Origin of the sequence: Pseudomonas bubulae (genome assembly GCF_900618535.1) — a bacterium.
Classification (GTDB): Bacteria; Pseudomonadota; Gammaproteobacteria; order Pseudomonadales; family Pseudomonadaceae; genus Aquipseudomonas; species Aquipseudomonas bubulae.
In genome coordinates, this window is record NZ_UYJA01000002.1 from 296,536 (window position 1) to 309,401 (window position 12,866).

Here is a 12,866-nt window from a genome sequence, read left to right on the forward strand (position 1 = left end):
GACAAGGCAGGGCAAGGCCGATGATAAGTACACAGGTGTTATCCACACAAACGCTGGTCATCGGCTGGCTGATCTATGTTCCCGTTGTGCTGTGGGCCATCTGGCGTGCTCCCTGGGTTGAGCTGTTTACCGATACGCGGCGCCAGCACCTGTTGTTTGGCACGGTGTTCGGGCTGTTTTTGCTCTGGCTGGTACGGCGTGACTTTGAAGGCGGGGTGTCTTACCACTTTATTGGCCTGACGGTGGTCACGTTGCTGCTCGACTGGCCGCTGGCAGTCGTCGGTGCGCTTCTGGCGCAAGTCGGACTGGTGTTGCTGGGGCGTCAGGAGTTGGCCGCGATGGGTGTCAACGGCGTGCTGCTGATTCTGTTGCCGATAGCAGTGACCGAAGGGTGTGCGCGTATGGTCGAGCGTGCGCAACCGCGTAACCCCTTTGTGTATATCTTTTGCTCGGGTTTTTTTGCCGCAGCGTTGGCGGCGTTGCTGTGCATAGGGGCGGTGCTGGGTGTGTTGTGGCTGGACGGGTTGTTCGTCATGCCGTATTGGCTGGAGGACTTTGTCGGCTATCTGTGGCTGATCATCTTTCCCGAAGCGTTTATCAACGGGATGCTGGTAACGGCACTGGTGGTGTTCTGCCCGGAGTGGCTTGAGACCTTTAACCGCACCCGCTACCTGGCGGCGCCATGGAAGGATGATGGAGAAAAGCCGTAATCGCCGACGCAGGCTGCGAGATGGACCGCAGGGCCTGTGCTCTTTAAAAGCACGACCCCTTCGGGCTCGATCGCAGCCTTCGTACCTAGTCAGCGACTACAGGATTTGGCTTTTAATGTAAGCGCTCGCTCAGGTCTTCGGAAAACAGATCATCTTCAGCATCCGGGCTGACCGGGATCTTGTGTTCCTCGCTGGCCCAGGCACCCAGGTCGATCAGCTTGCAGCGGTCCGAGCAGAACGGGCGAAAAGCGTTGGTGGTATCCCATTGCACGGCTGTGCCACAGGTCGGGCAGTCGATGGTCATAGGTTTGGTCATGGTTGGCCTCCACGCAAAGTTAAATAAAAGTGATGCAGGCGCTCGACCTCAGTCTGCAGCGCCTTCAGATCCTTGTCATTGACCAGCACATCGTCAGCGTGACGAAGGCGATCTTCGCGGCTGGCCTGTGCCTTGAGAATGGCCTGGACTTGCTGTTCGGTGGTGTTGTCACGCACAAGGGTGCGCTGCATCTGCAGGGCTTGCGGTGCATCGATCACCAGGACACGTTGAGTTGTGGTGTATTGGCCGGACTCGATCAGCAGCGGCGAAACCAGAATGGCGTAAGGCGATTTTGCCTGTGCCAGATTGTTTGCGATCTCTTCACGAATCAGTGGGTGCAGCAGTGCTTCAAGCCAGCGGCGTTGCTCGGGGTCGGTGAAGATCAGATGGCGCAATGCGCCACGATTGAGTTGCCCGTCGGCTTGCAGCACCTGTGCTCCAAAGTGTTCGGCAATACTGGCCAGCGCCGGGCGTCCCGGCTCAACGACCCAGCGCGCCGCATGATCGGCGTCCACCACATGTATGCCCAACGCGGCAAAGTGCTCGGCAGCGGCACTTTTACCACTGCCGATACCGCCGGTAAGCCCGAGAATCCAGGGTTTGGAGGGTGGAGTCATCATGTCAAACCGAAACCTGCCAATAGAAGCCGGTTATTTGACCACCCCAGAGCAATGCAATCCAGCCGGCAATTGCCAGATACGGCGCAAAGGGGATCGGGGTACTGGTTTTGGCCCGGCGCATGGCCAAAAGCCCCAGCCCCACCGTCGCCCCCAGCAGTGAAGAGAGCAGGAGGGTTAGCGGCAGAACCGCAACCCCGCCCCATGCCCCGAGTACGGCCAGCAACTTGAAGTCGCCGTAGCCCATGCCGTCCTTGCCGGTGACCAGTTTGAATATCCAGAACACCGACCACAGGCTTGCATAGCCCAGCGCGGCCCCCCATACGGCCTGCCCCAAAGTGGTGAACAGGGAGAAGCTGTTGAGCAACAATCCCAGCCACAGCAGAGGCAAAACCAGCACGTCAGGCACGATTTGATGCTCGATATCGATCAGGCAAATGCCGAATAACCCCCAGGTCAGCAGAAGCATCCAGCCCGCCTGGGCGCCAAAACCGAAATGCCAGGCGACAAAAGCCGACAATACCGCGCAGGTCAGTTCCGTAAGGGGGTAGCGCAGGCTAATGGCACTTTTGCACTGCGAGCATTTGCCACGCAAAAACAGGTAACTCAGTAGCGGGATGTTCTCCCGGACGCGCAGCGAATGCCGGCACTTGGGGCAGTGAGAGCGCGGGCGCAGCAAGTTATACACAGGGCCTTTGGCTGGCTCGGGCAAATCCAGCACCTCGCGGGCCTGGGCTTGCCATTCCTGTTCAAGCATTTTTGGCAATCGCCACGCCAGCACATTGATAAAACTGCCTGCCAGCAAGCCGAGTATCAGCGCGCAGGCAATAAAAGCGTCGGGGTGACGGCTCAGCAAATCAATCATGCTCATATTACCCGGCCAAGGTTGAATATCGGCAAGTACATGGCGATGACCAGCCCGCCAACCATGACTCCAAGTACCACCATGATTATCGGCTCCAGCAAGGTTGTCAGGTTGTCGACCAGAGTGTCGACCTCGCTTTCATAATAGGCGGCAACCTGGTCAAGCATGCTGTCCAATGTGCCGGATTCTTCGCCAATAGCTGTCATCTGGATTGCCATGCCCGGGAATACTCCGGCAGCGGCCATGGCCACATGGATCTGGCTACCCGTTGCAACCTGCTTCTTCAGTCGTAGCACCGCGTCTTTGTACAGGCTATTGCCAGTGGCGCTGGCTACGGAGTTCAGCGCTTCGAGCAATGGCACGCCGGCAGCCAGGGTCGTCGACAGCGTGCGGGCAAAACGGGCCATGGCTGACATGTGCAGCAGATTGCCCATGACGGGCAGTTTCAGAAGCCAGCGATCAACACGCTGGCGCCAGGTTGCGCAGTGCTTGTAGCGATGGTGAAGGCCTGCAAGGGTGATGCCGCAAAAAAACAGGAGCCATAGGCCATGCGCCTGAAGGCTGTCAGACAGGCCGATCACCCACAAGGTAAGCACTGGCAGTTGCGCGTCGAATGAGCGGAAAACGCCCTGGAACTGCGGAACCACTTCGATCAACAAAATGCCGCACACCGCCAGCGCGACCACGAGCACGGCGCTGGGGTAGGTCATGGCTTTTTTGATTTTCTTTTTCAGAGTGGCGGTCTTTTCCCTGTAGGTCGCCACCCGTTGCAGCAACACGTCCAGAGCCCCGGCCAGTTCGCCAGCTTCGACGAGGCTGCAAAACAGAGGATCGAAATGTGCCGGTTTTTTGCGCAGCGCCGCCGACAGGCTGGTGCCTGCGCCGATGTCTTGCTGGAGTTCGGTGACCTGCTGGCGCATGGCACGGCTCTCGAAACCGTTGGCGATAACCTTCAGAGCTTGCTGCATAGTTATGCCCGCGCTGATCAGGGTAGCCAGTTGGCGGGTGAACAGGGTGATATCCAGTGCCGTGACCGATTTGCCCGCATTCAGTGTGTGACTGTAATGGCGGCGGATTTTACTAACGGTAATACCTTGGCGGCGTAGCTGGACCCGAATCATTGTGTGGTGTTCCGCCGTGATTTGCCCGCTGGTTTTAATGCCATTTCGATCGGTGCCTTCCCACCGGTAAAGGCTGTTTTTAACGGCCTGTGTTGCCATGCATCGATCCTTGGAGCGCGGCGCGCCCGGCTGTGCTGTAAGCCCAAAGACTAGATGCACCGAGCCTTGACCCGGCAAGTTGAGAGTGACCAGAAGTGTCAGCGATGCAGTTGTGGAGCAACGGCCCACTAACCTTGATAGCCTGTGCGCACTTTTTTGCCTGCACAGCACTGCCTGGCACCTGTGGGTGCCCCTTTTCTGGAGACTTCATGTGAAACAACAACAAGGCTTCACCCTGATCGAACTGATGATTGTGGTTGCAATTATCGGTCTGATTGCTTCGTTCGCATTTCCGGCTTACCACGAGCACGTGATGAAGACCCGTTTTGCCGAGGTGAACACCATCAGCAATACCTACAAGACTGCCGTCGCCCTGTGCTACAGCCAGACCAATGATCTGATGGCCTGTGATGCGGGCACCAACGGCATCCCGGGGCCGGCCGAAGCGACGGAAAACCTGGCAGCGGGCATGACGGTAGTCGATGGTGTGATTACCATGGCGGGGACCCAGGCAGCAGGCGGCTGGGTCAGCGTATTGGTGCCGACCCCGAGCAATTCGGGGGGCACCCTGAACTGGACGCAAAATGGTACCTGCCTGGCCAGCGGTGCGTGCAAATAGCCCGCGATGGTCGTAATGCCGAGTGTGTGAAGCCTGGGCGCCAAGGGCTCAAGAATATCGCGATTTACCAACAACCTTGGTCAGCAGGCCCGCTCCTGCAGCGGCACACATGCGGCAATTGCCGGTTTTTGCCAGCGCTGCTAGTTTTACTGATACCGCCGGTGTAGCTCAGTCGGTAGAGCAGCGCACTCGTAACGCGAAGGTCGCAGGTTCGATTCCTGTCTCCGGCACCATTTAAAAAGCCATCCGGTCAATGCCGGGTGGCTTTTTCGTTCAGGGGCAGCACCAGGCACTTTGACGTCCGAAAATGGCGAGAATCGGCCAAAACGCGGTGCTATTCTGCGGACCATGAATACAGATAACCGCCTGTCAACGCCCAGTACCGCTGCCTGCGAAATCGCTCGCCTGAGCCGTGATGCGCGGTTTGACGGGGTGTTTTTCACTGCCGTACTCAGCACCCGGATCTACTGCCGCCCCGTGTGTCCGGCCCGTGCGCCAAAAGCCGAAAACGTGGTTTATTACCCCAGCGCGGCAGCGGCTCAGGCCCAAGGCTTTCGCCCCTGTTTACGTTGTCGGCCCGAGCTGGCACCGGGTAATCAGCTTTGGTTGCAGGGCGAGCATCGGGTGTCGCGCGCCTTGACGCTGATTAATGAGGGTTACCTGGCAGAGCACTCGCTGGAAGAGTTGGCTGAGCGCATGGACATCGGTGCGCGGCAATTGCGTCGTCTGTTTGTTCACTATCTCGGGGCGCCGCCGATGGCCGTGCATTCCACCCGGCGCCTGCTGTTTGCCAAGCAACTATTGACCGAAACCGACCTGTCGATCACTGAAGTGGCAATGGCTTCCGGCTTTGGTAGTCTGCGTCGTTTCAATGCGGCTTTTGCCGAAGCCAATCATGCCGAGCCCCGTGCCTTCAGGCGCAGCCCGAAGGCACGGGCAGACAAGGCGCTGGTGTTGCGCCTGGGCTATCGCCCGCCTTACGACTTTGCGGCCTTGCTGGGCTTTCTGCAGACCCGGGCCTTGCCCGGTATCGAACAGGTCGATGGCCACAGTTATCAGCGGGTGTTTGGCAACCCTGAAGCTCCCGGCTGGCTGAGGGTCAGCGCCTGGCCGGGTGAGCAGCATGCATTGCAATTGGAGCTGCGCAATGTGCCGCCGGGGCAAATGCTGGCGGTGGTCACGCGGATTCGGCGCATGTTCGATCTGGATGCCGACCCGCTGGCCATCGCCCGTACCTTGAGTGCCAGCCCGCTGCTGGCGCCTGTGATCGGGCGTTATCCGGGGCTGCGATTGCCGGGGGGCTGGGACGGTTTTGAAGTGGCGGTGCGGGCCGTGCTCGGGCAGCAAGTCAGTGTGGCTGCAGCGCGCACCCTGGCCAGTCGAATCGTGCAGCGCCATGGTGTTGCAATTGAAGCCGACAAGGGCTCGGGGCTGGATCGTCTGTTTCCCGGCCCTGAGCAGCTGGCGCAAGCCGATCTTGGGCAGATGGGCATAACCCAGGCGCGCATCAATACGATCCAGGGCATCGCCCGCGCCCTTGCACAAGGGCGCGTCGACTTCGCCGTGGAGCAACCCCTGGAGCGTTTTATCGAGCGCTGGGTACAACTGCCCGGTATTGGCGAATGGACCGCGCATTACATCGCCATGCGCGTGCTCAAACACCCAGATGCATTTCCGGCCGCCGATCTGATTCTGCGCCGTGAAGCCAACCCCCAGGGTGAGCCGTTAAGTACCAAAGCGCTGCAGGCACTGGCTGAAAGCTGGCGCCCGTGGCGGGCCTATTCCGTGATGTATTTATGGCGCGCAGCTACCGATTCGATTGCAGCGCGCAAGGTGTGAACATGACGCAGATTTACTACGAACAAATGCCATCACCGATTGGGCCACTGTTTCTGGTCGCTGATGATGAAGGGTTGCGCGAAGTGCGTTTCGAGCTGGATCGCCGGCCCCATGTACCACAGGACGGGTGGGTGCATTCGCCACCAAAGCTTGCCGAAGTTCGCCGTCAACTGGAGGAATATTTTGCGGGTGAGCGTCAGACGTTCGACCTGTTTCTCAAACCGCTAGGCACCGACTTTCAGCAGTCGGTATGGCAGGCCCTGACCACCATTCCCTTTGCGGTAACCACCAGTTACGGCCAGATTTCACAGCAGATCCATCGGCCCAAGGCGTCCCGGGCAGTGGGAGCGGCGAACGGGCGCAATCCGATCCCGATCATCATCCCGTGCCATCGGGTGATTGGCAGCAATGGCACCTTGACCGGTTTTGCCGGAGGTCTGGCAGCCAAGCAATGGCTGCTAGAGCATGAGATCAAGTGCCGCCAGCACGGCTGATGCAAAACCTGTGCTTTTTGTGGGAGCGGGCTTGCTCGCGATGCGGGCACCGCGGTGTATCTGGCGAACCCCAGTGAGGCCATCGCGAGCAAGCCCGCTCCCACAGCAAAGGTGTGCAGGGCTTACAGGCTCAACCGCATCGACAGATCCACCGCCTTCACATCCTTGGTCATGGCGCCAATCGAGATGTAGTCCACGCCGGTTTCGGCGATCGGACGCAAGGTCGACTCGTTGATACCGCCGCTGGCTTCCAGCATGGCCTTGCCCGCGTTCAGGCGTACCGCTTCGCGCATGTCATCCATGCTCAGTTCGTCGAGCATGATGATATCCGCACCTGCCGCCAGCGCTTCATTCAGTTCTTGCAGGCTTTCCACTTCGATTTCAACCGGCTTGCCAGGGGCAATCTTGTGCGCGGCACTGATGGCTTGCGCGATACCGCCGCAGGCAGCGATATGGTTTTCCTTGATCAAAAAGGCGTCGTACAGACCAATACGGTGATTGTGGCAGCCACCACAGGTCACCGCGTATTTCTGCGCCATACGCAAACCCGGCAGGGTCTTGCGTGTGTCCAGCAGCTTGACCCGCGTATCGGCCACCTGATCAGCGAGGTGCTGGGCATGGGTGGCGACGCCTGACAGCATTTGCAGAAAGTTCAGCGCGCTACGTTCACCGCTGAGCAGCGAGCGGGCCGGGCCTTCAAGATGAAACAGTACCTGGTCGGGGCTCACGCGATCGCCATCGGCCACCTGCCAATGCACGGCAACCCGAGGATCAAGCTGGCGGAACACAGTGTCGACCCAGGCTGTGCCGCTGATCACTGCTGCTTCACGGGTAATGATCGTGGCTTTGGCCAGGCGCTCGGCCGGGATCAGCCGTGCGGTGATATCGCCGCTGCCAATATCTTCGGCTAACGCACGGCGCACGTTGGCTTCTATTTCGGCAGTGAGGTCGGCCAGGCGTAAATTCGGCATAACGAGCTCCACAAACAAAGTGCGCCGATTATAGGGGCATGCCACCGGTGAACCCAAGGTGTGCGAAGAGTCACATGCAAATACCTGCAATGTGCTGTTTTCGGCACTTTGAACATTAATTTGCACCTGCAATCACTCAAATGAAGAGTCCGCTGGTACAAGCGCCATCTTTTACAAGATAATCCGCCTTGCTATTGGCGCCATAGCTTTGACGTGCTGCCATTGCCCTAAATTCCGATTCACCGGCCAGTGCCCAATGCACTCGCCGGTTTCTGTTAGTGAGCGGCAAAAATGGCTCTGACCACGCGCGTTCACTGGCAAACGAAGAAATCCTTCCGGGAGGCCAGGATGCAAAATGACGGGAAAGTGGGGCCTGGGAGCAGGACCACTAAGGAGTTGGCGATGCACTCGCCGCTTACCCGCCTGCCTGTGATCCTGCTGCAGGTGCATGACAAGGCTGCGCAGCAGTTGCGCAACGAACTGCAGGTGCTGTTCGAAAATGCCGACCAGACCCTGTTTGAAATGGCCGACAAGGCGCAGAGCGATACCGATCAGAGCCTGTTCTTTGAGGCCATGCGCGATGTGCGGCTCAAACGAAAAAGCATTGAACGCGGTTTTCTTGAGCGTCTGTTCGATGCCTTTATCCGTCTGACCCTGCCTGATGTCAGTGAGCCAGCCCTGCAGGTCGTTCCCGCAGGGCATGCGGTGTTCTCGCTGATGGCCGATAACATTGAGCGCGCTCAGGTAACCAATGCAATGGTGACGAAGGTCCTGAGCCGCAACCAGCTGGCTTTGTGTCAGTTGAGCACACGCCTCAACACCCTGAGCTGCATGCCACTGGATGAACAGAACAACCCGCTGGGGCCGGCGATGCTGTGCGAATATTTTTTGCAGGCCGAACGTGACCAGGGCATGGACATCAAGGTCAAGCTGATCATGCTGCGCCTGTTCGACAAGTACCTGCTCAGTCAGACCGGGCAGCTGTACGCCGACGCCAACCAGCTGTTGATTGCCACCGGAGTGCTGCCAGATCTGTCGGACAGGGAGTCGTGCTGCGCCGCCAAAGCCGATATCCATGCCCAGGAATTGCCAGGGGCGGGTGAGGATGCGAGTAACCTGATCGGGCTTTTGTTCGACTACATCAGCGATGATCGCAACCTTTCGCAGCCTTTGAAAAAACTGCTGGGCTTGTTGCGTGAACCCATGCTCCAGATCGCCCGGCGTGATCAGAACTTCTTCAGCTGTGACAGCCATCCGGCCCGGCGTCTGCTCAATGTCATGGCCGATGCAGCCATTGGCTGGGACGCCGGTGCCAATAGTTGCAACGATCCGCTGTACCGCAAGGTCGAGCACGTGGTGCTGCAATTGGCCCGGTACGCGGGCAATAATCCGGCGCTGCTTGAGTCGTTGCTGCATGATTTTTCGATGTTTACCCGCGGCGAGCGCAGCCGCACCGAGCTGCTTGAGCAGCGCACCCGGGATGCCGAACAGGTGCGCTGCCGCCCTGCGGTGCAGCGCAACCCGGTGCGCTCATGGCCTTCACCGGTTCTCGATGAGCAAGCTCAGTTGGGGTTGTTGTTGGTCAGTCAGTTGCGGGTTGGGGCCTGGATCGAACTGCAAGAAGATGAGACCACCCGCCTGCGTTGCAAGCTGATTACGATTCTTGAGCCGGACGGTACGCATATCTTTGTAAACCGTATCGGGGCCAAGGTGCTGGAAAAAAGCCGCAACGATTTAATCGTGCACCTGCGCAATGGCAGTATCCTGCTGGTCGATGACCGACTGTTGATCGATCGGGCTCTGGAGTCGGTGATAGACAGTTTGCGTCAGGCTGGCGGCGAGTAATCGCGTATAGCGCAGATTGCTCCCCATCGATGCGCGCATCGCGGCATACTGGGCCTTTGGTTTTGCCTGTTAAAGGAGCCTGTATGCAGATGGACCCCGCGAGCGGCTGGTTTCAAGGCGTGCGCCATTGCCCGTCACCCAACTTCAATGCGCGCCCGGGTGATGAAATCTCCCTGCTGATCATTCATAACATCAGCTTGCCGCCGGGGCAGTTCGCCACCGGTAAGGTCCAGGAATTCTTCCAGAATCGACTGGACGTCACAGAACATCCTTACTTTGAAGGTATAAGTGCCCTGCGCGTGAGCGCACATTTTCTGATCGAGCGTGACGGCACTGTTACCCAGTTTGTCTCCTGTTTTGATCGCGCATGGCATGCTGGCGTTTCGAGCTTCGAAGGACGTGAGACCTGCAATGATTTTTCTCTGGGCATTGAACTTGAGGGCACCGATGAGCTGCCTTTTACGGATGCCCAGTATCAGGCTCTGACAACCTTGACCCGACAATTGCAGATGCAGTTTCCTGCCATTACCCGGCACAGGATTTGCGGCCATAGCGACGTGGCGCCGGGACGCAAGACGGACCCGGGACCGGCTTTTGACTGGACGCGTTTTCGCAGCGCGTTGCAACACACAGGAGATAAACAATGAGTTTTGTGGTGTTACTGCTGGCGATTGTGGTCGAGAAATTCTCGGGGCTGCGTCAGCGTCTGCAGCGTGATGGCGGCTGGTTGCGCGAGTTGCACAAACTTGAAACCAGCCCAAGGCTTGGCAACAAGCCATGGTGGGTGTTGTTTATCCTGATTGCCTTGCCTGCGGCGGTGCTGGGCTTGCTGCTGGTGGTACTGCATCCGGTGGCTTATGGCCTGTTGGCACTGCCGATACATTTATTGGTGGTGATCTACAGCCTTGGGCGTGGAGACTTGCTGGGGGGGCTCGGGCCGTTTCGTGATGCCTGGCGTCGTGGTGATTTGCAGGCCGCCGCCCATGTTGCCGAGCGTGACCTGAGCATAAATGCGGACAGCGGTGAGCAATTGCTGGAGAGGGTGCAGGGGCATTTGTTATGGCAGGCCTACCAGAGCTTCTTTGCGGTTATTTTCTGGTACTTCCTGCTGGGGCCGGTGGTGATCCTGAGCTATCGCCTGCTGGCCCTGGCGCAGGAGCACAGCCAAAACCCGGCGCTGGTGGAGCGTGCCGGGCAATTGCGCCATGCTTTTGACTGGTTGCCGGTGCGGTTGCTGGCCGCGAGTTTTGCCCTGGTGGGTAATTTTGCAGCGGTTAGCCGGGTGATGTTGCATGAGTTGCTGAGCTGGGACATCAGTGCTGCGCAGCTGATCAACAAAGCCGGCTGCGCAGCTGCTGAAATCCCTGCGCCACAGGCCGGGCCTGAGGGCGTGAGCAGCCTCGACACCCTGTGGGCCTTGCTGCTGCGGGCGGCGGTGTTGTGGTATGCGTGCTTCGCGGTGTGGGCGTTGTTGCTCTGAGATTACACAAGATCTGTAGCAGCCTCGCTCCTTCGGCAGCTGCTACAGGGGTATAAGTCAGCGCTTCCAGCCAAAGACTTCGCAGGCATTGGCTGTTGTCGCCTTTGCCAATTGCTCGGGGCTGATGCCCATTATCTCGGCCAGCGCCCGGCAAATATCAGGCAGGTACTGCGGGCTGTTGCGCTGGTTGGGGTACATGGCCGGGGCCATGCCGGGGGCATCGGTTTCCAGCACGATGGCGTCCAGCGGCAGATCAGGTAGCACTTTGCGCAAGCGCAAGGCTTGTGGCCAGGTGGCAGCCCCCCCCAGGCCCAGCTTGAATCCCAGTTTTATATATTCACGGGCTTCTTCACGACTGCCTGAAAAGGCATGAACAATCCCGCCACGCTGAAGCTTGAAACGCTTGAGGGTGGCGATTACCTGCGCATGGCTGCGCCGAACATGAAGCAGGGCGGGCAGATTAAAGTCGGCGGCCAATTGCAATTGGGCTTCAAACAACTGTTGCTGGATCTGGCGGTCCAGCTCGGGCAGAAAGTAGTCCAGGCCGATCTCGCCCACAGCACACACCTGAGGATGCCCTGCCAGGCGGCTCAGCCATTGCCCCAGTTCAATCATATGCTCGGGGCGATGCTCATTGATGTACACCGGGTGCAGGCCAAACGCGGCATACAGTTGGCTGTCGGTTTGGATCAAGTCCCACACGCTCTGCCAATTACTCTGATAAACCCCCAGAACCACCATGCTCTCAACCCCCAGTGCCCGACTGCCCGCCAGTATCTGTGGGCGGTCGGCGTCGAACTCAGAGAAGTCGAGGTGAGTGTGGGTGTCGATCAGCTGCATGCTCAGGCCTGATGGATACGTTGTTTGAAGTTACGGGCAATGGCATGGATGCCGGGTACGTAGTTTTGCTCTTCAATCGCCGCCAGGGCCAGGTTCAGGGCTGTTTCGGCAATCAGCTTGTGTTGTTGGCCCATAGCATTGACTGGCAGCGGCAGGAAGTCCAGCAACTGGGTGTCACCAAACGTGGCAAGGCGCAATGGCGGGCGCTGGGTCGGGTGCTCCAGCAACGCGTCGAACATCCCTTGCAACAGCACATATGAAGTGGTGATCAGCGCTTCGGGGAAGTGGCCCTGGCGTGCCAGCAAATCATCAATGATCCGCCGTCCACATTCACGGCTGAACGCACTGCCGTGTTCGATCAGGACCTCGCCCTTGAACCCTTCGACCGCTTGCTTGAAACCCGCTTCACGGGCCTGGCTGACGCTCAGTTCGGGGCGTGCACCGATCAACACAATCTGGCGCGGCAAAGGCTGCAACAGACTGCGGGTCAATTGCAGGCTGGCTTCGCAATCATCACTGATTACCGAGCAGAAGCGCTCCGGCTCCAGGGTCCGGTCGATGGCGATGATGGGCATGCCCAGGTCCTGCAACTGGCGGTAGCTGTCATCTTCTTCGGGCAAGCAGCTGGCTACGAACAGGGCATCGCAGCGACGGGCACGAAACAGCTTGAGCAATTGGCGCTCACTGTCCGGTGCATCGTCGGAGCTGGCGATCAGCAACTGATAGCCGCGAGCACGGGCGCCTTGTTCGAGCTGCTTGGCCAGGCGCGCATAACTCGGGTTTTCGAGGTCCGGCAGGATGAACCCCAAGGTGCGCGTGTGTCGGCTGCGCAGCCCGGCTGCCTGCGGGTTGGGAGTAAAGCCGTGCTCCTCGACCACCGCACGTACGCGCTCGACCGTGCTGCTGCTGATGCGCTGCTGTTCGGCTTTTCCATTGATGACATAGCTGGCAGTCGTTACGGAAACACCTGCCAATTGAGCGATATCACTGAGTTTCACGCCGAAAATTCCTTATTTTTTGTAGTACATGTCGACATTGTGAACAATCCTA

Annotated in this window: 14 protein-coding genes and 1 tRNA gene; 8 read left to right on the top strand and 7 right to left on the bottom strand. The window is 58.7% G+C overall.

Translation table 11 applies throughout. The features are described 5' to 3' along the window. Positions 1-20 precede the first annotated feature (20 nt). Complete coding sequence (locus PPTH39_RS08040) at positions 21-710, top strand: energy-coupling factor ABC transporter permease (RefSeq protein ID WP_095001619.1); 690 nt, start codon at positions 21-23, stop codon at positions 708-710. A 112-nt stretch (positions 711-822) separates the two neighbouring features. Here PPTH39_RS08040 and yacG read toward each other — a convergent pair whose 3' ends face one another. The 4 genes from yacG to PPTH39_RS08060 are packed head-to-tail and all read right to left on the bottom strand — an operon-like array spanning position 823 to position 3,728. Continuing rightward, a complete protein-coding gene (yacG, locus tag PPTH39_RS08045; RefSeq protein WP_016779444.1) occupies positions 823-1,026 on the bottom strand; it encodes a DNA gyrase inhibitor YacG in 204 nt (67 codons plus the stop codon). Continuing rightward, positions 1,023-1,646 (bottom strand): dephospho-CoA kinase, encoded by a 624-nt coding sequence (gene coaE / locus PPTH39_RS08050; RefSeq protein ID WP_095018262.1) that lies wholly within the window; start codon positions 1,644-1,646, stop codon positions 1,023-1,025. The genes yacG and coaE overlap by 4 nt, the downstream gene beginning before the upstream one ends. A gap of 1 nt (position 1,647) precedes the next feature. After that, a complete protein-coding gene (locus PPTH39_RS08055) occupies positions 1,648-2,514 on the bottom strand; it encodes a prepilin peptidase (RefSeq protein WP_165446503.1) in 867 nt (288 codons plus the stop codon). Further along, complete coding sequence (locus tag PPTH39_RS08060; protein WP_095020321.1) at positions 2,511-3,728, bottom strand: type II secretion system F family protein; 1,218 nt, start codon at positions 3,726-3,728, stop codon at positions 2,511-2,513. The genes PPTH39_RS08055 and PPTH39_RS08060 overlap by 4 nt, the downstream gene beginning before the upstream one ends. 211 nt (positions 3,729-3,939) lie before the next feature. Here PPTH39_RS08060 and PPTH39_RS08065 point away from each other — a divergent pair, with 211 nt between their 5' ends. The 4 genes from PPTH39_RS08065 to PPTH39_RS08080 all read left to right on the top strand — a co-directional run bounded on the left by PPTH39_RS08065 (position 3,940) and on the right by PPTH39_RS08080 (position 6,680). Then, positions 3,940-4,347 carry a pilin gene (locus tag PPTH39_RS08065; RefSeq protein WP_095001615.1) on the top strand — a complete coding sequence of 136 codons (408 nt, stop codon included), beginning with the start codon at positions 3,940-3,942 and terminating at the stop codon, positions 4,345-4,347. Positions 4,348-4,504: 157 nt separating this feature from the next. Further along, positions 4,505-4,580 (top strand) — tRNA-Thr (locus tag PPTH39_RS08070). Positions 4,581-4,695: 115 nt separating this feature from the next. Then, positions 4,696-6,186, top strand: coding sequence for a DNA-3-methyladenine glycosylase 2 (locus PPTH39_RS08075; protein ID WP_130871845.1), 1,491 nt, complete (start codon positions 4,696-4,698; stop codon positions 6,184-6,186). A gap of 2 nt (positions 6,187-6,188) precedes the next feature. Then, entirely contained in the window at positions 6,189-6,680 is a 492-nt protein-coding gene (locus PPTH39_RS08080; RefSeq protein ID WP_130871846.1) for a methylated-DNA--[protein]-cysteine S-methyltransferase, read from the top strand. Between the two features lie 122 nt (positions 6,681-6,802). Here the strand turns inward: PPTH39_RS08080 and nadC are convergent, their stop codons facing one another. Continuing rightward, positions 6,803-7,651 (bottom strand): carboxylating nicotinate-nucleotide diphosphorylase, encoded by an 849-nt coding sequence (gene nadC / locus PPTH39_RS08090; protein ID WP_095001607.1) that lies wholly within the window; start codon positions 7,649-7,651, stop codon positions 6,803-6,805. A gap of 402 nt (positions 7,652-8,053) precedes the next feature. On the opposite strand from nadC, the gene PPTH39_RS08095 reads away from it, so the two are divergent. The 3 genes from PPTH39_RS08095 to ampE all read left to right on the top strand — a co-directional run bounded on the left by PPTH39_RS08095 (position 8,054) and on the right by ampE (position 10,976). Then, positions 8,054-9,496 carry a DUF1631 family protein gene (locus PPTH39_RS08095; protein WP_370824315.1) on the top strand — a complete coding sequence of 481 codons (1,443 nt, stop codon included), beginning with the start codon at positions 8,054-8,056 and terminating at the stop codon, positions 9,494-9,496. A gap of 83 nt (positions 9,497-9,579) precedes the next feature. Then, complete coding sequence (ampD, locus tag PPTH39_RS08100) at positions 9,580-10,143, top strand: 1,6-anhydro-N-acetylmuramyl-L-alanine amidase AmpD (protein ID WP_095001605.1); 564 nt, start codon at positions 9,580-9,582, stop codon at positions 10,141-10,143. Continuing rightward, positions 10,140-10,976, top strand: a complete 837-nt coding sequence (ampE, locus tag PPTH39_RS08105; RefSeq protein ID WP_095001604.1) for a regulatory signaling modulator protein AmpE — start codon at positions 10,140-10,142, stop codon at positions 10,974-10,976. The genes ampD and ampE overlap by 4 nt, the downstream gene beginning before the upstream one ends. Positions 10,977-11,033: 57 nt before the next feature. Here ampE and PPTH39_RS08110 read toward each other — a convergent pair whose 3' ends face one another. Continuing rightward, positions 11,034-11,816, bottom strand: a complete 783-nt coding sequence (locus PPTH39_RS08110; RefSeq protein ID WP_130871847.1) for a TatD family hydrolase — start codon at positions 11,814-11,816, stop codon at positions 11,034-11,036. A 2-nt stretch (positions 11,817-11,818) separates the two neighbouring features. Then, entirely contained in the window at positions 11,819-12,814 is a 996-nt protein-coding gene (gene cra, locus PPTH39_RS08115) for a catabolite repressor/activator (RefSeq protein WP_130871848.1), read from the bottom strand. Between the last annotated feature and the right edge of the window lie 52 nt (positions 12,815-12,866).